Raw genomic sequence first — 22,402 nt, 5'->3', positions numbered from 1 at the left:
TAGCAAACTCCACGTACCCTCGCCCAATCGGGCGGGGAGCCGTTACACGCTATCTGCTTCAGCTGTCATTTGAGCTTTAACCTCAAGCAAGGCCTCTCGATAACCTTCGCGATAGGTTGGGTAGATAAATTCATAGCCGGTGCTTAACAACAGACGGTTATCACAGATTTTACTGGTACGGCGGCGCGTAGGGGATTCCACCACTTCAGTGGGTGTGACCTCCAATAATTCCGCCATCCAGCTCATCACTTCAAACAAGGGTACAGAGCCCTTGTCCGTCGCCAGATAAACCGAATCCGCTTGCTCAGCCATACCGATTAGGTGCGCTAAAATACCCGCACAATCATCACTATGAATCCGATTGGTATATTTCACCGGCACTTCCGGTGCAATACGACCTTGGCGCACCTGCCGAATAAGCATATCTCGACCGGGGCCATAGATACCTGAAAAGCGCACACAGCTATGACTTAAACCACTTCGCCTTAGAGTTTCTTCAGCCTGAAGCATAACGCTACCGGCAAATCCTGACGGCTGAGGTAAAGACGTTTCATCAACGGTTTCCCCCTCCGTTTGACCATAAACACTGGTGCTTGAGACAAAGAGAATATGCTTGGGCGTGTGCTTTAGCTTTTTAAGCCACTGCAACATCTGCTTCATCCCTTCAGCATAAGCCTTTTGATAGTGCTCTTCTGAAAAACCTCCAGCGGCGACTGAATAAACAATATAATCCGGCTTGAGTTGCAGAGGCTTCCAAGATTCTGGGTCAGCAACATCAAGCACAACTGGCTTGATCCCTTCCGGTAGATTTTGAGGGTTACGACGTGCACCGTAAACCTGATAGCCTTGCTGTATTAAATTCAGAGCCGTACGACTACCGATATCACCGCATCCTACGATTAAAATCTCCTGAGCACTCATCTTTCTTCTCTCCTCGGGAATCTCTATTATCAGACAGGGTCAGTGCCAAACCTACGGCACACCACGCATCCTTGTTGTAACATCGTTACCCATCATACAAGTAAAGTGCGCCGATAAACTACCGATCTGATATTGATACCCCCCATAGCCCGATAGATGGATAGGATATGCCAACAACTAGCCAACACACTGATTCTAAAAGCGCAGGTTCTCTTGGTTCTGAGCAACTATCACAATCGGTTACAGCCTTAAAAGGGGTTGGTGCCGCACTGGCTGAGAAGCTAACGAAGCTACATATCAGCACGGTTGAAGATCTATTATTTCATCTGCCGTCACGTTATCAAGATCGCACTCGGGTAACACCTATCGGAGCCGTTCGCCGGGGGGATGAAGCGGTAGTGGTCGGGCAAGTATCGCTTTCAGAAGTGATAAAAGGCCGCAGACAGACGCTTATCGTACGCCTACAGGATGGAACGGGCAGTATCACACTGCGCTTTTTTCATTTTAATACGACGCAAAAAAAACAATTCCAAAAAGGCGCACTGGTACGCTGCTATGGCGAAGCAAGGCCGGGGGCTAGCGGTTTAGAACTCTATCACCCTGAATACAGTTTAGTGGCTCAGGATCAACCTGTGGCGGTAGAGGATCACCTCACCCCTATCTATCCACTGACTGAAGGCTTAACCCAAAATCGACTACGGCAACTGATCCATTTAGCCTTAGCTGAGTTGAAAAAAGCCCAGGTAGCCGATTGGCTGCCCAAGTCTCTATTTCCTAATTTACCCTCACTCAAAGAGTCCCTGTTCTTACTGCACGAGCCGCCACCGGATGCTCCCGTTTTTGAACTACAAGAATACAAGCACCCAAGCCAGCATCGGTTGATTATAGAAGAACTGATCGCCCAGCAGCTCAGCCTATTAAAACTGCGCCAGCAGCATAAGCACCATCGAGCGCCTGTATTTAACGGCACAGGCAATCTAAGCAAGCGGATGCTCGATCAGCTACCTTTCTCCCTCACTGGGGCACAAAACCGTGTGATCGGAGAGATTCAGCAAGATATTCAACAGGCAAGCCCAATGCTGCGATTGGTACAGGGTGACGTTGGTGCGGGAAAAACATTAGTGGCGGCGATGGCAGCTCTCAACGCCATTGAAGCGGGCTATCAGGTTGCGGTAATGGCTCCTACGGAGATTCTTGCGGAGCAACATTTTAATAATTTCACCCAATGGTTTACTCCTTTAGGCCTTGATGTGGCATGGATGGCTGGCAAACTAAAAGGCAAAGCCCGTCAAGCTCAGCTTGATCAAATCGCCGCCGGTGCGCCGATGGTCGTGGGTACTCACGCTTTATTCCAGGAAACCGTCATCTTTAAGAATCTAGGGCTTATTGTGGTTGATGAGCAACACCGCTTTGGTGTCCATCAACGTTTAAGCTTGAGGGAAAAAGGACAGCAGGGGGATCTTTACCCTCATCAATTAATTATGACGGCGACACCTATTCCACGAACATTGGCGATGAGTGCCTATGCGGATCTGGATACTTCTGTTATTGATGAGTTGCCTCCAGGACGAACGCCCATTGAAACTGTCGCCCTAGCAGATACCCGTCGGGATGAGATTATTCAACGGGTATCTGCTGCCTGCCATCAAGGTAAACAGGCCTATTGGGTTTGTACGCTTATTGACGATTCCGAAGCCCTGCAATGCCAAGCCGCCGAGACGACTTTTGCCGATCTAAAAACTCGCTTACAGGGTTTAAATATTGGCTTAATTCATGGGCGCATGAAAGCTCAAGAAAAAGCTGACATTATGGCGCAATTTAAAGCGAATAAGCTTCAACTCTTGGTGGCAACAACGGTAATTGAAGTGGGTGTAGATGTACCTAATGCGACGCTGATGGTGATCGAAAACCCTGAGCGCCTTGGCCTATCACAGCTACATCAACTACGAGGACGTGTTGGCCGGGGCGATCAAAAAAGCTACTGCGTACTGCTTTATCACGCCCCTTTATCTCGCAATGGCAAAGCCCGTATCGCCGTTATGCGTGATACGCAGGATGGCTTCCAAATAGCAGAGAAAGACTTGGAGCTGCGTGGCCCCGGTGAGGTGCTTGGTACGCGGCAAACTGGCTTGGCCCAGATGAAAATTGCAGACTTGGTACGTGATCAATACCTGTTAGAAGAGGTTAATGTCGCAGCCAATAAGCTGATCCAACACCACCCTGAGCACCTAACACCCTTGGTGGAACGCTGGTTAGAAGGGGCGGAACAATATGCTCAAGTTTAAGAATAAGCCTTGCTTTAGCCCCCTTGAAATACATTTTTTAAATCATGTTCTTATATCCTCTGCTAAGGCATAGTAGGTATAATTACTAGACTTTCTAGTCGGAGAACATCATGTCCTTTCAAGGATTTGTACAGATTTTAAGGGAAAATATTACACAAGGTGTCTCACCGAATAGCTTCCCTCAGCTACTTAAAGATCGTTTGGTTCCCCGCAACCAGGCGACGGCCAAGCAGCTCGTTCGCTCATCAATACTTGAAGATGCAAATGGTGTGCGTCATATTTTTGCATTTCCGGCGCACTGTTTACTGGATGTGAAACTTTACCCAGACTATAAAACGATTACGCCTGATGCCAAATTAGCACTCTTAAAGCGTAAGAAGCTACAATCTGTTCCCGCCATTCCTGATGTTCTAGATTATGATCTGATTGTTGATAGTCGCTGCCTTGATAACGATACTGTGTTCACCGAATCTGGTGATCCTCGCTGGTTATTTGAGTTTACCGCTGACGAGTTTAAAGAGCTGATCAATACTTTTGATCAGGCAAAATTTGATCAGTTTAGTATCCCTCTTGTCTCGATTCGCCCCAATATGACTGCGGTTGATCAGGATGAGATGGAGATCAAAGCAGCCATTGAGACCATCACTTCTCGCCGGATTCGTACTCGTCTGGCTGAAAGTCTTGAAATTCCACCGCTGCCTCTTAGTGCCCATAAAATTATGCTACTGCGGGCGGATGAAAATGCTGACGGGGATGATTTAGCATCCATTGTAGAATCAGACCCTAGCTTAGCCTCCCAAGTTATTAGTTGGGCAAACTCGCCTTATTATGGCCTGCCAGGGCAAATCCGCTCGATTCAAGATGCGGTTATTCGTGTGTTAGGTTTTGACCTTACCATGAACCTATCTCTTGGCTTATCCCTTGGGAAAAATATCAAAATGCCAAGCGATGGCGTTTTTGGTTACCGTAACTATTGGCGGGAAGCGGTTGTTAAAGCAATGCTGATGGAGCGATTGGTTAAACAAATCCCGTCAGCTCATCGTCCTTTTTCAGGCTTAAGCTACTTATCTGGCTTGGTGCATAACTTTGGCTACTTGGTTATTGCCGAGGTTTTTCCGCCGTATTTTTCACTGTACTGTCGCTATCAAGAGGCCAACCCTCACGTACCGGCCATGTACATTGAGCGCTTTTTATTCGGTATTACCCGCGAGCAGATCGCCAGCTTCCTATTTCAAGCGTGGGGGCTTCCCGATGAAGTATGTAGTGCGGTTCGCCATCTGCACAATGCCTCCTATGAAGGCGCTCACCATGAATACACCAACCTCTTGTACATCGTCAACCAATTGGTACAGAGCGACGGCAGCGTACACTTAGGCAGATTACCAGAAACACTACTTAGCCGATTACATCTATCACTCGAAGCGATTGAAGGTACGATTGAGGGTATTAACAAGTTTAATGATGAATTAAACCAACTGGCAGAAATGCTAGAAAAAGCCAGCAAGTAAACCAAAACCAAAAAACCCATAGCGCCAATTTTAGTGCTATGGGTTTTTGAGTTTTACTTTTACGATCTAAAAGCGATTAACCTCTAAAAAACTTAATTATCAACCGCATCTTTTAGTTTTTTGCCCACCTTAAAGCCAACGGTTTTACTCGCTGGAATATCCATCGGCTCACCCGTTTGAGGGTTTTTACCTTTACGAGCGCTGCGCTCGCGTACTGAAAAAGTACCAAAGCCGATCAAAGAAACAGAGTCACCTTTAGATACGGCACCAGTAATCTCGTCTAACATGGCATTCAAAACTTCATTCGCTTTATCTTTCGACAGCTCCGCTTTTTCTGCGATCGCTGCTGCCAGTTCAGGCTTACGCATGCGTTATCCTCTTTTGTTATTTCTATTAATCCGTGTGTGACCGCAGATATTTAAGCAGCCCACTATGCCCGATGCAAAGGTTTTTTCCCCACTATGGTAGAATCTCCGCCCATCAAGAAGATGGATCAAAGAGGCATGTGTTGGATCTGCATCAACGGAAGTCCCCTCAAGCGATAACCCGCTTAGACTGGGATGTATTAAACTGGGTTCGCCCCTACGCTCCGGGGTATATTCAACCCGATAGCACTTGGCTGGACTGGCTAACCGATAGCACGTCATTAACCCGCCGATTAAAGCAGGTTAGCGGCCAGCGTTTTCACGTCCAACTGTTGCAGCAATGCTTAATGCGCCCTGCATTAAACGAATGTCGCCTACTTGCAATGGATAGCCAGCAATACGCTTTGATTCGCCAAGTGATTTTACACGGAGAAAACCAGCCGTGGGTCTTTGCCCGTACCGTTATTCCCTTGCCAACGCTACATCAAGGCAATCGCCACTTAATGATGCTGGGCAACCGTTCCTTAGGTAGCGTGCTGTTCAAGAATGCCCAAACCAAACGAACCCCTATGGAAATAACCCCCTATACGCCTGATTTTTCTACGCCTTTTATTTGGGGTCGGCGCTCCACCTTTGAGATTCGCCAAGCACCTTTGCTGGTAACAGAGCTGTTTCTGGAACCCTTTCGTCAACATCAGCAACTGTTCCCCTTAAGCTCTAATACCGAAACCGTCCCTAGTGCCTCACCTGCCCTTAACACTATGCTAACGCCCCCCAAAGGATAAGCCCTATGTCATCTCTTGCCTTTGCACAGCACCTTCGTCAGCAGTTTCCACACTATATTAAACTGATGCGCATTGACCGCCCTATTGGCACCTACTTGCTGCTGTGGCCAACCCTATGGGCGCTCTGGATTGCAGCGGAAGGTGCACCAGATTGGGATGTGTTAACTATCTTTATTCTTGGGGTTTACAGTATGCGGGCTGCGGGCTGCGTAATTAATGATTTTGCAGACCGAAAAATAGACGGCCATGTTGAGCGCACCAAAGAGCGCCCCCTTGCCACAGGAGAGGTAACGGCAAAAGAAGCTATTGGGCTTTTTATCACCCTAGGGCTTATCTCCTTTGGTTTGGTATTAATGACCAACCCTCTGACAATTATTCTCTCCCTAGGCGGAATACTACTGGCCTTTATGTACCCTTTTATGAAGCGCTATACCCATCTACCCCAAGTCATTTTAGGGGCGGCTTTTTCGTGGGCGATTCCGATGGCTTACGCGGCACAAACCAATTCCGTACCGGTTGAAGCTTGGCTACTTTTTACCGCTAAGTTGCTCTGGACTGTGGCTTACGATACGCAATATGCCATGGTCGATCGTAATGATGATGTAAAAATCGGGGTAAAATCCACAGCCATTTTATTCGGTGATCTGGATCGCCATATTATCGCGCTATTGCAGCTATTGGCGGTTATCGCCCTGTTGATTGTGGCGAACGATAAAGGCTTGGGAAGCTTCTTTTATCTCGGCCTTGCTGGGGCAATAGGGTTGTTTATTTATCAAGGAAAACTGACCCTTAACCGCCAGCGCGAAGGCTGTTTTAAAGCATTTTTAAACAACCACTGGGTAGGCTTATTGATCCTAATAGGTATTATTGCAGACTATGCCGTACGCTAGCGAATTAACATAAACGTCATCATGTCATCTTATTGTCATATTTAATCGCTGTAATAAAGGCATTATTGATGACATAACCGACTTAGACGGGAACACGGAAATGACAGGAAAAACCGTCCTGATTGTGGATGACGAAGCTCCGATCAGGGAGATGATCGCTGTTGCGCTTGAGATGGCAGACTACACCTGCCTAGAGGCTGAAAATGCCCAGCAAGCCCATGCCTTGGTAATCGACAAACGCCCCGACCTTATCCTGCTTGACTGGATGATGCCAGGAACCAGTGGAGTCGAGCTTGCTCGCCGCCTAAAGCGTGATCCAGTCACCGCGGAAACCCCTGTGATTATGCTCACCGCAAAGGGTGAAGAAGACAACAAGGTACAGGGCTTAGAAGCCGGTGCGGATGACTATATCACCAAACCTTTCTCGCCCCGTGAACTGGTAGCACGACTCAAAGCCGTGCTACGCCGGACAACACCTAAGGGGATTGAAGATCCTGTCGATGTAGGCGGCCTTATGCTTGATCCTGCAAGCCATAGAGTAACCTCTAACGGTGATCCCTTGGAGATCGGCCCTACGGAGTTTCGCTTGCTGCAGTTCTTTATGACGCATCAAGAGCGGGCTTACACTCGCAATCAGCTATTGGATCAAGTCTGGGGTGGTAACGTTTATGTTGAAGAGCGTACCGTAGACGTTCATATTCGCCGCTTGCGTAAAGCCTTAGGTGAGAAGCATGAGCAACTGATTCAAACGGTCCGAGGAACAGGCTACCGTTTCTCGATTAAGGTTTAAAATTAAGGCTCGGCCTTAACGCTCACCTAATCCCTAGACTCAAACGGCCTGATTCGCTTGCTCGGATCGGGCCGTTTAACCACTTATCACTTGATCATTTTAAGTAAGGTAATCGCTTGTGACTCCTATCTGGCAAGCAGAACTCACCCGGATGCTTTACATCGCCCTTTTTGCTGCCGTTATTGGTTGGATCTCCGGCTCAATGGCTTGGGCGCTTGTGACCGTAATGGGAGTGTATATTTTATTCGCGTTACTCTTTTTACAGCGACTGGATAACTGGCTCGAAAAAAATGCCAATGCCGCACCACCTGAGAGCTGGGGTATCTGGGGCTATCTTTTTGATAAAATGTACCGCCACCAAAAACGTTACCAAAGCCAGCAACAGCATCTCACCGAGATTATCCATAAGGTGCAACGCTCCAGCGGTGCCCTAAAAGATGCGGTAGTGATGATCGATCAACACGGCTGCCTTGAGTGGTGGAACCGTGCGGCTGAAGGCCTATTAGGATTCCGCTCACCATCAGATAAAGGTCAGGCGCTAACCAACCTACTGCGTGATCCGCGCTTTATTACTTACTATGATCGTCAGGACTATCAAGACCCTCTCGTACTGCATTCACCCGTGGACGACAATGTAGTTTTGGAGTACCAAGTCACTATTTTTGGCCGCAATGAACGCCTGATGCTGGTGCGAAATGTTACCCGCCTGTACCGCCTTGAGCAGATGCGAAAAGACTTTGTTGCGAACGTATCCCATGAGTTGCGCACACCGCTAACCGTCATCAATGGCTATTTAGAAACCTTCGGCGACTATAGCGACCAACTACCGCCACGCTGGGGCCGCGCCACCCAACAGATGCAGCAGCAATCACGCAGAATGCAAAATATTATTAATGATCTTTTGCTCTTATCCCGGCTTGAAACCACCGATATAGAAGGCCAACAGCAGCATATTGATATTCAATTGATGCTAGAAAGTATCCGACAAGATGCCTTGCTGCTTAGTGGAGAAAAAGATCACCAGATTCATATTGATCAACAAACACCCGCTCAAATTATCGGCTCTGAAAACGAGCTGCGCAGCGCCATCTCAAATCTCGTTTTTAATGCTGTGAAATACACGCCGCCTCGTTCTCACATTAATATGCGCTGGCTAGAGCAGCCTCAGGGGGCAACCCTAATCGTAGAAGACAATGGGGAAGGGATTAGTGCTCGCCACTTGCCACGCCTGACAGAGCGCTTCTACCGGGTTGATAAAGGGCGTTCCGCAGAAACCGGTGGCACCGGCCTTGGCCTAGCGATTGTGAAGCACGTATTACTGCGTCACGATGCTAAACTAGAGATCAAAAGTGACGTAGGAAAAGGCACCTGCTTTACCTGTATTTTTCCCGATGCACGTCTTATCTGGCCAGGAGATAAAAGCCGGCACAATGAGCATCTTTTTGCTCAGAGTCCCGAACTATCAGATTTAACTACTCAGCCGCGCGATGATTTTTGATAGTAACTGGCTGGACTTCTCGTCCATATCAACAAAGCGTATCCCCACATAAACGTTTTCTGCGGTGACGCGCTTTTCCTGGGCCTGTAGCAGAGTGACACAACCTCTAGTGGTTAAGCGCATCTGCTTCTCGACCTGACCAGCGATAAACCCAACCGATAGCTCTTCAAACATCTCAGGCAATGCTTGATCACGGGGTATCACCGCAATCACTTCTTGAGTATTTAGCTCACGGATCGTCACGGGCAGCTTATGCTCACCAAATAGCAGCATGGCTTTACCGCGTACACGACGAGGGGCTTGACTTGAGGGCGCTGAACCACTCATTCCCTGCTTACTGGTCAAAACATTAGCGGTTGTTCCGCCACCCATAACATGGGTTCGGCGACTAACAATGCTAGCCAGCTCGCCTCGGCTAATAATGCCTTGTTTAACCATTTGCTTCGTTACTTTGCTGACTAACTGATCATTATTGAAGGGCTTCGTGATGTAGTCCGTTACGCCATGCTGAGCCGCTTCAACCACGTACTCCTTATCTCCAAGGCTGGTCACCATAATAAAGGAAACATCTTTATTGCGGCTTTCGCTTTGCTCCCGCAGCCAAGTGAGTAGTTCAATACCCGACATTTCAGGCATTTCCCAATCACAAAGCACCAGATCAAAGCGGGAAATCTCTAACAGTTTTTGCGCCTTACGGCCATCTTGAGCCGTTTCAACCTCAAACTGAGGGAACTCAATTTTAACCGCTTTTACCATTAGATCACGGGTAAACTTAGCATCATCTACAACAAGTATTCGGGCTGGTTTCATAATACTTCTCTGTTACCCTTCACGCCTGATGGGCACTCAAGTGTCATCGGCAGATGTTGACACTTGATCGACCCAAAGCCAGGTCGCACCAGCAACGGCCACAGGCATCAAGATAAGGTTAATGAAGGGGACAAACATTAATAAATAATGGGTTAACCCAAAACTTACCGTGTGCCACCAGTTGCTTTTAAGTCGTTTCTGCATGTCATGGAAACCTATTTGATGGTTGTCCATGGGGTAATCCAGATACTGCAAAGAGAGCATCCAAATTGAAAATAAAAACCATAAAAATGGACTGATCAAGTTAACTACTGGAATAAAGCTAATCAGCAATAATAGCAAAACACGCTTCAGGAAAAACCACTGCTTTTGTAGCTCTCGCTGCAACGAACGTAGCGCCATTTCACTGATGGTTTCATCGGGAAAACTTACTTGACCACCACGAAGATGTGATTCAACTTTTTCAGCTAACAGGCCGTTAAACGGAGCTGCAATTAGCGAAGCCGTTGCATTAAAACCGTATAGAACAAAACCCAGCATGCTGATTAACGCTAACGGCCATATTAGCCAACTTAGGAAACTAAGCCAGTCTGGTAGGCTGCCAATAAATCCATCAAGCCAGCCGCTAATCAGGTTGATGGTCAACCAGATAAACCCAGTCAAAATAACAACGTTGCTAACCAGAGGTACGAAGACAAAGCGTTTCATACCCGGCAAGATGATCAAACGAAAACCAGCGGCAAATGCCGCAGGCCCTGAAAAAATCTGTGTCATGCCACTCTCAATTTATGCGTTTATTTATGCGTTTATTTATGCGTCTATTTAGGGCGTTAAGGAGATTAAAACAATTAAGAAAAAACCCTTTAACGACGGCATATTACTGCGCTTTTCTACCTACTGGAATATTAAACACTTTTCACTGAACGCTTAAAAACTTGCTGCAATATTGCTAGCCGTTGCTCACTTTACCCAACTTTAACGATAAAGTTCCTGCAATAGCACAATAAATGATGATAAAAACGGCTAATAGCGATGAAAACACCATAAAAAAAGGGAGCCGAGGCTCCCTATTTCAAGTAATCGAATAGCCACAGACTATGGATTATCATTTAATCGTTTTTCAATGGTCTCAGGGGAGGAGTGACGAACATCCATGCCTTTAACAAGATAGATCACATATTCTGCGATATTGTCGGCATGGTCGCCAATACGCTCCAAAGAGCGCAAAACCCAGATCACATTAAGCACACGGCTGATAGAGCGTGGATCTTCCATCATAAAGGTTACTAATGCCCGCATGGCAGAACGGTATTCCAAATCCACGGCTTTATCTTCTTGGGCGACTTTTAGCGCCAAATCCGTATCAAAACGTGCGAAGGACGTTAGGGCATCTTTCACCATATTACGAACATGATTACCGATATGCCGGGTTTCAATATAACCCCTCGGTGACTCACCCTCTTCTGCCAGCTGAATAGCATGACGGGCAATCTTAGACGCCTCATCACCAATACGCTCAAGGTCAGAGGTGGTGCGTGTCACCGCCATGACCAAACGAAGATCACTTGCCGCAGGCTGGCGGCGCGCCAGAATGCGGGTACATTCTTCATCAATATTAATCTGCATATCATTGATATTACGATCATTGGCCCGCACTTCTTCCGCAACGGCGCTGTCGCCTTCGGTTAAGGCATAGATCGCATCCTGAACCTGCTTCTCAACCAAGCCACCCATGGCAAGCAGGTGGGTTTTCAAGTCTTCCAGCTCGTTATTAAACTGCTGAGAAATATGATGACTATGGGTTTCTGTTGTGATTTCCATGGTACTACCTTAAATATGCGTTAAAACCTTAAGATCCAAAATATTGGTACCGTCATTAGCCATAACAGCCGACTTAGCCATAACGGCCAGTGATATAGTCTTCGGTTTTCTTTTCCTTAGGATTGGTAAACAGCATATCGGTGTTACCAAACTCAATCAGATTCCCCATATACATAAAGGCAGTGTAATCAGAAACACGGGCGGCCTGTTGCATATTGTGGGTTACGATGGCGATGGTGAACTTATCTTTTAGCTCGTAGATCAGCTCTTCGATCTTAAGGGTTGAGATAGGGTCTAGCGCTGACGCAGGCTCATCCAATAACAGAACTTCAGGTTTTACCGCAATCGTACGGGCGATAACCAGACGCTGTTGCTGACCACCGGACATACCCAGTGCACTTTCATGCAGACGATCTTTCACTTCGTCCCATAAAGCCGCTGAGCGCAAGGCCCACTCTACCGCTTCATCAAGAACACGCTTCTTGTTGATCCCTTGAATACGCAGGCCGTAAGCCACATTCTCATAGATTGATTTAGGGAAAGGATTCGGCTTCTGAAACACCATACCAACACGACGACGCAACTCAGCCACATCAACATTTTTATCGTAAATATTCTGGCCTTCCATATTGATTTCACCGGTAATACGGCAACCATCAACCAGATCATTCATACGGTTCAAACTGCGTAAAAGCGTTGATTTACCACAACCCGACGGGCCAATAAAAGCGGTAACACGTTGCTTAGGAATGATCATATTCACATCAAACAAAGCCTGTTTGGTGCCATAGAATAGATCCATATTACGCACGTCTAGACAGGTGGTTTCCTGCTCTATCGTTAGGGTGTTGCCTTCACCGCGATTCATGGCACTAATATCAATACCGTGGCTTTTTGAATCACTAGAATGTTTAGCATCCGTTGCACTATTTTTATCTGTCATAGAAGAACTTGTGTCTGTCATAGAAGAACCTGTCGCGTTATTCGCTGGTGTCTGTTCATCGGCTACAGCCAATGCTTCTGTCGCTTTTTTTTCAGCTTGAGCTTCCATGGGAATACTCTCTTAAATTCGTTATCTCAATAACAAGAGCACGACTGCGGCGACCATAGAAGACAACCGCAGCCGTTAAGGCCTACATCTCAAGTGATTTGTATTTCTCACGTAGATGGTTACGGATCGAAATAGCACTTAAGTTAAGCAGTGCGATCACAATCACTAGCAGCAGGGCCGTGGCGTAAACCAGAGGACGCGCCGCTTCAACATTCGGACTTTGGAAGCCCACATCATAGATATGGAAACCAAGGTGCATAAACTTCTGATCTAGATGGATAAACGGATAGTTACCATCTAATGGCAAGCTTGGGGCTAATTTCACCACACCCACCAGCATCAGAGGGGCTACCTCACCCGCTGCACGGGCTACCGCTAGAATCACACCGGTCATCATGGCAGGGCTGGCCATCGGCAGAACCACACGCCATAGGGTTTCTGCTTTAGTGGCACCTAGTGCCAAAGAGCCTTCACGTACCGTACGCGGAATTCGAGCTAAGCCTTCCTCTGTCGCCACAATCACCACAGGTACGGTCAAAAGCGCCAGAGTTAGCGAGGCCCACATTAAGCCTGGCGTACCAAAGGTTGGCGCTGGCAATGCTTCTGGGAAGAAGAGTTCATCAACATGCCCCCCTAAGAAGTAAACGAAGAAACCCAAGCCAAATACACCGTAAACAATGGACGGTACACCAGCCAAATTGTTCACCGCGATACGGATCATCCGAGTAATAAAGCCCTGTTTGGCATATTCACGCAGGTAAACCGCTGCGACAACACCAAAAGGTGTGACCAAAATCGACATCAGGATAACCATCATCACCGTGCCGAAAATCGCAGGGAAAATACCACCTTCAGTATTGGCCTCCCGGGGCTCATCCGTTAGAAATTCCCAGAGCTTTGAACCATAAAAGCCCATTTTTGCCATCACGCCCATTTGGTTGGGCTGATAAGCACGAACGACTTTACTTAGTGAAACTTCGACCGTTTGCCCATTCATTGCTTGAGTAACAAAGCTATCCCGGTTCGCAGCGATATAAAGTTCTGCTAACTGTCTTTGCAATACTTCATATTCGGCGTTAAGTACAGCGCGCTCAGCATCAAGTTCAGCAATATTCTGCGGGCTATCTTCACCTTTTAGCTCAAAACCACGCTGCTTAAGACGCAGGCGTTCAATAGCATAGTTGATACGTCCAATATCATGCTTTTCGATCTGATAGATCTCTTCATGAATGGCTAGGGCGCGTTCAATACGCTTCTCAAACTCTGGCCAGATGCTATTTTCCCCAGCCGCTTGAACGGCAACCGTTTCACCTTTTTCTTTCAGCGCCAGCAAGTAACCGTATAAGTTACCCCACTCACGACGCTCTACAGCGATCAAGTTTTCTGGGTAGGTCACGTCTTGAACAAACTCTTCCAGAACCCAACGGAAGTCGGAACCGTAAACATCACGGTTGCCGGTCTTGATCAAAAAACGCTCAACAGTTTCTTTTTCGCTTTGGATCTGAATACCGGCAGAGCGTATTTGCTCTGTCGGTACAGAAACGGTTTCCACCTTCTCACCCACAAGATGGTAAACCTGATCAGGGGTACGAACTTCCGTCTCTAGAACAGCCGCTGGCCAAAAGTGGCCTAAGCCACGGGAGGCGATCAACGCTAACAGGCCAATCACCATAACCACGCTGATGGCTACCGCACCGGCATTCAACCAAACCCAGGGAGATCCACTACGGGTCCAGCTACCAAAAGATTCACGCATAACTTTTTCCTTTCTCTCTTGGGTTGCTTACAGAGCGCCGTATTTCTTACGCAGACGCTGACGAACCACCTCTGCTATCGTGTTCACCACAAAGGTAAACATAAAGAGTACGAAGGCTGCGAGGAACAAGATTCGATAGTGAGAACTGCCGACTTCTGATTCAGGTACTTCCACGGCAATATTGGCCGCCAATGTCCGCATACCTTCAAAAATATTGGCATCCATAATTGGGGTGTTGCCGGTGGCCATCAATACAATCATGGTTTCACCTACCGCTCGACCCATACCGATCATAACCGCAGAGAAGATCCCCGGACTGGCCGTTGGTAGAACCACTCGCGTTAAGGTCTGCCACGGGGTCGCACCCAGCGCCAGCGAGCCATAACTCAAGTGCTTAGGTACCGCGAAGATCGCATCTTCCGTAATAGAGAAGATGGTCGGAATCACGGCAAAGCCCATCGCTAAACCCACAACCAAAGCGTTACGCTGATCGAATGGAATACCCAGATCATTGCTCAACCAAGTACGCATATCACCATCAAAGAAGGCGATTTCAAAGGTCGCACTCATACCAAATGAGAACCAGCTTACCAGCAGTACCACAGGGATAAGCAGTGCTGCCTGCCATCCATCCGGTATCGCATGGCGTACTTTGTCTGGCATCTGTGCCCAAGCAAAACCAAAACCAACCATGCCCAATGGCAGCAATATCAACAGAGCAAAAATACCCGGCAAATTAACTTCGATAAAAGGCGCAAGGAACAAGCCCGCTAAGAAGCCCAGAATCACCGTTGGCAGTGCTTCCATCAACTCGATAATCGGCTTCACTTTGCGGCGCATCGCTGGAGCCATAAAGTAGGCGGTAAAAACCGCGCCACAAATCGCTAAAGGCGTCGCCACGATCATGGCGTAAAAAGCGGCTTTAAGTGTACCGAAGGCCAGAGGCATCAAGCTAAATTTTGGCTCAAAGTCATTACTCGACGCCGAAGACTGCCAAGTGTATTCAGGCTCTTCATAGCTTTCGTACCAAACTTTGTCCCACAGAACATTCCAAGACACTTCAGGGTGCTCGTTATGTACGCTAAACGTTTGGATTACGCCGTCTTGCCGTTGCAAAATCAACAGATCGGCACGGGGGCTAATCGCACCAATTTCAGGCTGATGATCGAGAACTTTCTCTCTTAACATGGTGCGGTGTGCGGTGGTACTGTAAATGCTCAGCTCGCCTTTATCATCCAGCATCAAAAAGCCTTTACGGCGATGCTCAGGCAAGATCAGAGCAACGGGTGTTACATCATGCTCAAAACTGCGGATTTTTTTCAGCGCCCACTCATTTTGCTCATCACGCACCAAGAACCACTGGGATAGAGCGCCTTGTTCGTCGCCGACAAGAACCGAGATTCCCCCTAACTGGAAGCTAACATCACCAATAGGGCTATTTTTCTCTGTTACTTTTAGACGGGCATTTAACTTAAGGTTATCAAGGTCACGCAGATCCAAAACATCAATCGTGCCTTTCTCACTAACGAGATAAGCCCAATTCTGATCCGGTGAAATTAAGATCGTGTGCAGGTTGCTCTCTACAACTGGCAGTACGATATCATGACGCTCGAGATTAACCTCATCACCAAACAGAGATTCTTCTTTAACGTAATGCACCAAATGCGCTTTTTTATCCGCCGTTACCGCAGAGATCAACATGTTTTCTTCAGTATCACTGATCGCGGCTTTAATCACCGGCTGACCTGTTTCACTGATAACAATAGGTTCCTGACCATAAGGGTATTCGATACGCGGAGTAATCAGGCGTTCATCGTTAGGGTAAGTGATACGGTAGCGATCTCGGATAATCATCACGCTGCCATCCGTCAACCCCAGAACCATCAAAGTAGATGCGGGGCCTTCCGGTTGCACTGACGTCACGTCAACGCCCGCAGGCAGATCAAGTTGCACGCGGTCAATAACCTGTCCATCTAGAGTGCGGAAGAAAACTACTTCGCCGACGTTCGTCAAACGAATAGCAACTTCTCCCTGCTCTTCTGTGGCTAGGTAGAGGGTTTTAGCATCATCAGGGCGCACAGACGTCGCGGGTACCTGATACTCTGCTACGGGTTCAATGCTTGCCGATTTGAATAGAGGCACAACCTCATACATCAGATATAGGAAGATCAGTAAGATTGCGATAATCACACTGACTCCACCAATACCGACACCAACCTCGGCAGCTTTGTCTTTATACGATCTGATTTTCCGGTGCATACGTAATGCCGGAGTATCAAAATCGATTACAGGGGCGTTTTGGCTATTTTCTTTCATAGCGGGAAAATACTGCACTTATATGACATTTGTATGACACCAGACAGACGATCAGAGGTATAGAAAAAAAAGGGCAAGCTTAGCGCCCACCCTTTTTTCAACATGTTCTTATTGAACATCCCTGTTCACGCCCGTCCAACCCGGATTACTTAATGTCCAGAGCTTTCAGAGTTTTCTCTACGACAGCAGCAGGTAACGGAATATAACCGTCTTTCACAACAACTTCCTGTCCTTGCTGAGACATCACCATCTTGATGAATTCACGCTCTAGCGGCTGTAGCGGCTGGTTTGGCTTCTTGTTGATGTAAACGTACAGGAAGCGAGACAGAGGATACTTACCTGCTACAGCATTCTCAGGCGAGGCCTCAACGAACGGCTGACCGGCTTTCTTAGCCAAAGGAATAGCCCGTACGCTGGATGTTTTATAGCCGATACCAGAGTAACCAATCGCATTAATAGAGGTACTTACCGACTGTACAACAGAGGCAGAACCTGGTTGCTCGTTCACGCTGTTCTTAAAGTCACCTTTACACAGGGCTTTACCCTTAAAGTAACCGTAAGTACCGGATACAGAGTTACGACCGAATAGCTGAACGCTACGGTTGTCCCAGTTACCCGTCAGACCCAGATCACCCCAAGTAGAAGCGTCATTAGCCGCACCACACTTACGGGTAGAAGAGAACACAGCATCCACTTGATCAATGCTCATGCCTTTAATTGGGTTATCTTTATGTACAAAAACGGCCAAGGCATCAATCGCTACAGGAACAGGAACGGGCTTGTAGCCATGTTTGTTTTCAAAGGCTTCCAGCTCTTTATCTTTCATCTTACGGCTCATAGGGCCTAGGTTTGCAGTACCTTCGGTCAGAGCTGGTGGCGCAGTAGAAGAACCTGCCGCTTGAATCTGGATATTTACGTTAGGGTAAGCGCGCTTGTACTCTTCAGCCCATAGCGTCATCAGGTTTGCCAGGGTATCAGAACCTACGGAAGACAGGTTACCAGATACACCACTTGCCTTTTGATACACTGGCAAGTTTGAATCCAGTTCCGCTGCAGCGTTAGCTACGGTTGCTGTAACAGCACTTGCAGCCACGAAGGATATCGCTGCAATCATCTTCTTCATTTTCATGTTATCTCCTGAACATTACGTCCGTTTTCTATTTGCTAAAGAGGTTTAGTCGGCTATTTTTACCATGGGGCTTTACCATGGGCTGCCTTCTGTTCTTACTATGAAATGTACTATAGGGCGGGTTTATGACAGTTATATGAACGCCCTATTTAAGCCGGTACACTTTTTTAACGTTAAAAACGATTTAACGTTAATAACGACCTATTTCTGGCTCACCAGTCATGGGGATTAGTGATAGTTCTGACTTTTAGTGATAGTCTGCGCCTAACCGTGAATGACTTAATAACGAGAACGTCGCCCGCAACTGGCGTACCTAAAAAACACTCAAACAAATAAGAAAAGCTAATGAGCAACGTGGATAATATTGAGGATATTCCTTCACCTATGGGTGAGCTGACACTAAAGATCGTTGCAACGCCGCAAGATACCAATATCTATGGCGATATTGCCGGTGGCTGGCTGGTTTCCCAAATGGATCTGGCCGCAGAGATCAGTGCCGGTAAACTGGCTAAAGGCCGCACCGCTACTGTTGCTATTAGTGAGATGGATTTTCTTTGCCCGGTTCGCATCGGTTCAACGGTAGAAATTTATACCCGTGTCAAAGAGGTTGGCCACAGTTCGATCAGTGTCCGTGCTGAAGCTTGGATTCAGCCGCCTTTTGAGAGTGACGAGCTGGAAATGTTTAAAGTATCTTATGCGAAATTTGTCATGGTAGCCATTGATGCCAACGGACGAATTCGGGCTGTGCCGGAGTCTTAGTCAAAGTAAAATATATATATAAAAAGATAAAGGAAATAAAGAAGATAAAAAGAGACCGGAAAAAAATCCGGCCTCTTACTTTTCTTTTTCCGACGGTCAAGCCGCCGAAAAGAATAAACGTATTATTTGCTGGTCATCATACGGCCATGCAGATAAGCGTATTCAGAAATTTTCTGATACTCTTCTGACAAGTCGCGGAATTTGATGAACGATTCATAGATGCGCTTACTTAAATCATCCTTCTGCGCTTCTTCATAAACAACTTCTTCTGAAATAGTACGCAGTGTCTGATACACATCAGCCGGCAGTTCACGCAGCTCTGTACCATGCTCTTCAACCAGCTCTTTTAGTGCGATCGCGTTGCGGTACGTGACTTCATCCATCATATCTTGGTTAGCGGCACGGGTTGCCACCATCACGATATCTTGCAGATCCTGAGGCAATGCTTCAAAAGCTTGCTTATTCAGCATGCCTTCAAGCACAGTGCCCGGCTCATGCCAGCCTGGGTAGTAGTAATATTTGGCCGCTTTATAAAGTCCAAACGCTTTATCGTTATACGGGCCAACCCACTCTGTCGCATCAATCGCACCAGTTTGTAGTGAGGTAAACAGTTCAGAACCTGGCAGACTTACTGCCGTACCGCCGGCGCGGTTGATAACTTCACCGCCTAGACCCGGAATACGCATTTTCAGACCTTTCAGGTCTTCCACCGAGTTAATCTCTTTATTGAACCAACCCGCCATCTGTACACCGGTGTTACCCACCGCCGTTGGTATCAGGTTGAAAGGTTCATAAACTTCTTTCCATAACTCAAGACCGCCGCCGTAATAGATCCAGCTGGCGATCTCCTGAGCATTCAAACCAAAAGGAACCGCGGCAAAGAACTGAGCCGCAGGCGCTTTACCTTTCCAGTAATAAGAAGCTCCATGCCCCATTTGAGCAGTACCTTCAGATACCGCATCAAATACGCCAAAGGCAGGTACTAATTCACCGGCACCATAGACTTTAATTTCTAGGCGGCCACCGCTCATTTTAGTGATTTTTTCTGCAAGGCTGTTAGCAGCCGTACCCAAGCCTGGGAAGTTTTTTGGCCAAGTTGTAACCATCTTCCACTTAATTGTTTCTTGCTTTATGCTAGCTTTTTTCTCTTCACTGCCCGATTCAGTACCGGAACAACCTGCCAGTACAGCACCTGCTGCGCCCACACCTAGTGCGGTAACAAACTCACGACGCTTCATGTTTATTAGCTCCTGTTTTTATATTCTTATTTTCATTTTCTCGTGTATCCCGACTAAAATTATCAGATTTCTCGTTGGGATACACTATTAAAGAAAATGGCGAAGAGATTAAAGCAAGCCATCAAAATTAAAGCGCCTCTAATTTAGCAAAACCAGCCATAAGCCATTTTTCGCCTTCGCTGTCGAAGCTAACTTGAATACGGGCTTTTGGCCCTTGGCCCTCGTAATTCAGTACAATGCCTTCACCAAAGACCCCATGCTTTACCCGCTGTCCAACCATCAGTGTTGGACCGTCATCACCGCTATCTAGCGCTTCTGTTGGCTTCCACTGAGAACCTGAACGGGAGCTGGTAACAGGTTTGGAAATTTGGCCTCGCAAACGCACCTCTTCGAGAAGTTTATCCGGTATCTCCCGTACAAAACGAGATGCCGTATTATAGGTTTCTCGGCCATGTAGGCGGCGCATCTCTGCATAGGTGATATAGAGCTTTTTCATGGCACGGGTAACACCCACGTAACACAGCCGGCGTTCTTCCTGTAATCGCGCGGGATCATCCATCGACATCTTATGAGGGAATAATCCTTCTTCGACACCAGCCATAAAGACCAGCGGAAACTCTAACCCTTTCGCGGAATGTAGCGTCATCAGCTGTACCGCATCCTCATATTCATCCGCTTGCTGTTCGCCAGAGTCCAGTGCTGCTTCAGAGAGAAAACTTTGTAGCATGGTGAGGGTATCAACACCCTCGTCGTCATCTTCTGCCACAGGATCGTTTTCAGGGCTGAAACCTCGGGCAGCGGTCACTAATTCTTCAAGGTTTTCGACGCGGGCTTGGCCTTTTTCACCCTTTTCCTGGCGATGAAACGCCACCAAACCGGTGCTTTCATTCACATGGTCAACCAGTTCATGCAGGCTGATTTCATGGGCGGAGTCTTCCAGCTGATCCACCATCGCCATAAAGCCACCCAACGATGACAGCGCGCGGGCAGGAAGAACCTTGTTCGCAATACAGTGCACCGCAGCGTCCCAAAGCGAGCAGCCTTCGTTACGCGCCAGTTCACGCAGGGTATCAATCGTTTTTGCGCCGATACCTCGGGTTGGCGTGTTAATCACTCGCTCTAGGGCGGCATCATCATTACGGCTTTGAATCAATCGCAAATAGGCTAAGGCGTTTTTAATCTCCAGCCGTTCATAGAAACGCTGGCCGCCATAGATGCGGTAAGGTGTGCCCGCTCGAATAAGGGCTTCTTCCAGGGCACGAGACTGGGCGTTAGAGCGATATAAAATAGCGCTTTCAGAACGTGAGCCACCCTCTTGAACCCATTTTTCAAGGGTATTCACAATAAAGCGTGCTTCATCCTGCTCGTTAAATCCCGCATAAAGCGAAATAGGTTCGCCTTCGTTGCCTTCCGTCCAAAGCTCTTTGCCCATACGATCAAAGTTATTGGCGATCAAGCTATTCGCGGCATCCAAGATGGTGCTCGTCGAACGATAGTTTTGCTCAAGGCGTACGGTTTTACTGCCGGAAAAATCATTAGCAAATTGATGAATATTTTCCACCTTAGCGCCACGCCAGCCGTAAATAGACTGATCATCATCCCCCACAACCGTCAGTAAGTTATTGCTACCTGCTGTTAACAGGCGCAGCCATGCATACTGAATAGTATTGGTATCTTGGAACTCATCCACCAGAATATGACGAAAACGATCCTGATAGTGTTTCAGAAGCAGAGGGTTATCCCGTAGTAATTCATGGGCGCGGAGTAATAGTTCGCCAAAGTCGACCAATCCGGTACGCTGGCAATGCTCTTCGTATAGGGTATAGAGGTGATTCATCGTCGCGGTGAATCGGTCACCGTTATCAATAAAGTAGCTCGCGCGGCGACCTTCATCCTTTTGACCGTTGATATAACCTTGCACCTGACGGGCAGGCCAACGTTCGGTATCAATATTTTGTTCTTTCATCAGGCGCTTAACCAAACGCAGCTGATCATCTGAATCAAGAATCTGGAAGTTTTCAGGTAATTTAGCATCACGCCAATGGGTGCGGATCAGCCGGTGAGCAATACCGTGGAAGGTGCCCACCCAGAAATTACGCATCGGTAAGCCCAGCAGTGCCTCAAGTCGAGTACGCATTTCTGCTGCGGCTTTATTGGTAAATGTTACCGACATAATACTATGAGGGGATAAACCTTCAGCTTGAACCAGCCAACCAATTCGATGCACCAAGACTCGGGTTTTACCACTGCCCGCCCCCGCCAATACCAACATATGTTGGGCTGGAGCAGTAACCGCTTCACGCTGCGCGTCATTTAAAGCATCAATAAGGTGTGTAACTTCCATAGTATTCCTGTCATTCAGAGCCCACGTATACTTATTCATGCAGGCTCATCGTATACTTATTCGTTCAGGCCTATCCCATGCCAGTCATTTAGGTAGTGTCAGGCCGACTTTTGACGCTAAACTCTATCACAATATG

Annotated in this window: 18 protein-coding genes; 7 read left to right on the top strand and 11 right to left on the bottom strand. The window is 47.4% G+C overall.

Translation table 11 applies throughout. From position 1 onward, the window contains the following. Positions 1–42: 42 nt before the first annotated feature. Positions 43–921: an SDR family oxidoreductase gene (locus tag G517_RS17505; RefSeq protein WP_036590129.1), complete on the bottom strand. Its 879-nt coding sequence runs from the start codon at positions 919–921 to the stop codon at positions 43–45. A gap of 167 nt (positions 922–1,088) precedes the next feature. Here G517_RS17505 and recG point away from each other — a divergent pair, with 167 nt between their 5' ends. Together recG and G517_RS0102700 are read left to right on the top strand one after the other, a co-directional pair. Beyond that, positions 1,089–3,206: an ATP-dependent DNA helicase RecG gene (gene recG / locus G517_RS0102705; protein ID WP_028303122.1), complete on the top strand. Its 2,118-nt coding sequence runs from the start codon at positions 1,089–1,091 to the stop codon at positions 3,204–3,206. Positions 3,207–3,316: 110 nt separating this feature from the next. Then, on the top strand, positions 3,317–4,714 hold the full coding sequence (locus G517_RS0102700) for an HDOD domain-containing protein (RefSeq protein ID WP_036590126.1): 1,398 nt from the start codon (positions 3,317–3,319) through the stop codon (positions 4,712–4,714). Positions 4,715–4,806: 92 nt separating this feature from the next. On the opposite strand, the gene G517_RS0102695 is transcribed toward G517_RS0102700, so the two are convergent. Beyond that, positions 4,807–5,082, bottom strand: a complete 276-nt coding sequence (locus G517_RS0102695; protein WP_028303120.1) for an HU family DNA-binding protein — start codon at positions 5,080–5,082, stop codon at positions 4,807–4,809. Between the two features lie 140 nt (positions 5,083–5,222). Here G517_RS0102695 and G517_RS17500 point away from each other — a divergent pair, with 140 nt between their 5' ends. From G517_RS17500 to phoR, 4 genes are all read left to right on the top strand, one after another. After that, entirely contained in the window at positions 5,223–5,864 is a 642-nt protein-coding gene (locus G517_RS17500; protein WP_157833136.1) for a chorismate--pyruvate lyase family protein, read from the top strand. Between the two features lie 5 nt (positions 5,865–5,869). After that, positions 5,870–6,754 carry a 4-hydroxybenzoate octaprenyltransferase gene (ubiA, locus tag G517_RS0102685; protein WP_028303119.1) on the top strand — a complete coding sequence of 295 codons (885 nt, stop codon included), beginning with the start codon at positions 5,870–5,872 and terminating at the stop codon, positions 6,752–6,754. Positions 6,755–6,854: 100 nt separating this feature from the next. After that, positions 6,855–7,544, top strand: a complete 690-nt coding sequence (gene phoB / locus G517_RS0102680; RefSeq protein WP_028303118.1) for a phosphate regulon transcriptional regulator PhoB — start codon at positions 6,855–6,857, stop codon at positions 7,542–7,544. 118 nt (positions 7,545–7,662) lie between these two features. Continuing rightward, positions 7,663–9,042: a phosphate regulon sensor histidine kinase PhoR gene (gene phoR, locus G517_RS17495; protein ID WP_245543176.1), complete on the top strand. Its 1,380-nt coding sequence runs from the start codon at positions 7,663–7,665 to the stop codon at positions 9,040–9,042. Here phoR and G517_RS19910 read toward each other — a convergent pair. From G517_RS19910 to G517_RS0102640, 7 genes are all read right to left on the bottom strand, one after another. After that, positions 9,013–9,852, bottom strand: coding sequence for a response regulator (locus G517_RS19910; protein ID WP_028303117.1), 840 nt, complete (start codon positions 9,850–9,852; stop codon positions 9,013–9,015). The genes phoR and G517_RS19910 overlap by 30 nt on opposite strands. 36 nt (positions 9,853–9,888) lie before the next feature. Then, positions 9,889–10,626: a sulfate transporter CysZ gene (gene cysZ / locus G517_RS0102665; RefSeq protein WP_051205914.1), complete on the bottom strand. Its 738-nt coding sequence runs from the start codon at positions 10,624–10,626 to the stop codon at positions 9,889–9,891. A gap of 321 nt (positions 10,627–10,947) precedes the next feature. Beyond that, positions 10,948–11,673, bottom strand: coding sequence for a phosphate signaling complex protein PhoU (gene phoU, locus G517_RS0102660; RefSeq protein WP_028303115.1), 726 nt, complete (start codon positions 11,671–11,673; stop codon positions 10,948–10,950). Between the two features lie 73 nt (positions 11,674–11,746). Then, complete coding sequence (gene pstB, locus G517_RS0102655; protein ID WP_051205947.1) at positions 11,747–12,616, bottom strand: phosphate ABC transporter ATP-binding protein PstB; 870 nt, start codon at positions 12,614–12,616, stop codon at positions 11,747–11,749. Positions 12,617–12,806: 190 nt separating this feature from the next. Next, a complete protein-coding gene (gene pstA, locus G517_RS0102650; protein WP_028303113.1) occupies positions 12,807–14,480 on the bottom strand; it encodes a phosphate ABC transporter permease PstA in 1,674 nt (557 codons plus the stop codon). 27 nt (positions 14,481–14,507) lie between these two features. Then, positions 14,508–16,796 (bottom strand): ABC transporter permease subunit, encoded by a 2,289-nt coding sequence (locus G517_RS0102645; RefSeq protein WP_028303112.1) that lies wholly within the window; start codon positions 16,794–16,796, stop codon positions 14,508–14,510. A gap of 145 nt (positions 16,797–16,941) precedes the next feature. Next, on the bottom strand, positions 16,942–17,925 hold the full coding sequence (locus G517_RS0102640; protein ID WP_028303111.1) for a PstS family phosphate ABC transporter substrate-binding protein: 984 nt from the start codon (positions 17,923–17,925) through the stop codon (positions 16,942–16,944). 345 nt (positions 17,926–18,270) lie between these two features. Between G517_RS0102640 and G517_RS0102635 the strand changes: the two genes are divergently transcribed. Beyond that, complete coding sequence (locus G517_RS0102635) at positions 18,271–18,684, top strand: acyl-CoA thioesterase (RefSeq protein WP_028303110.1); 414 nt, start codon at positions 18,271–18,273, stop codon at positions 18,682–18,684. A 122-nt stretch (positions 18,685–18,806) separates the two neighbouring features. Here the strand turns inward: G517_RS0102635 and G517_RS0102630 are convergent, their stop codons facing one another. Both G517_RS0102630 and uvrD read right to left on the bottom strand, forming a co-directional pair. After that, entirely contained in the window at positions 18,807–19,922 is a 1,116-nt protein-coding gene (locus tag G517_RS0102630; RefSeq protein WP_028303109.1) for a TRAP transporter substrate-binding protein, read from the bottom strand. A gap of 127 nt (positions 19,923–20,049) precedes the next feature. After that, positions 20,050–22,266, bottom strand: a complete 2,217-nt coding sequence (gene uvrD / locus G517_RS0102625; protein WP_036590123.1) for a DNA helicase II — start codon at positions 22,264–22,266, stop codon at positions 20,050–20,052. Between the last annotated feature and the right edge of the window lie 136 nt (positions 22,267–22,402).

The organism is Oceanospirillum maris DSM 6286 (assembly GCF_000422865.1).
Classification (GTDB): Bacteria; Pseudomonadota; Gammaproteobacteria; order Pseudomonadales; family Halomonadaceae; genus Oceanospirillum; species Oceanospirillum maris.
This window is presented reverse-complemented; position numbering and strand designations above follow the sequence as displayed.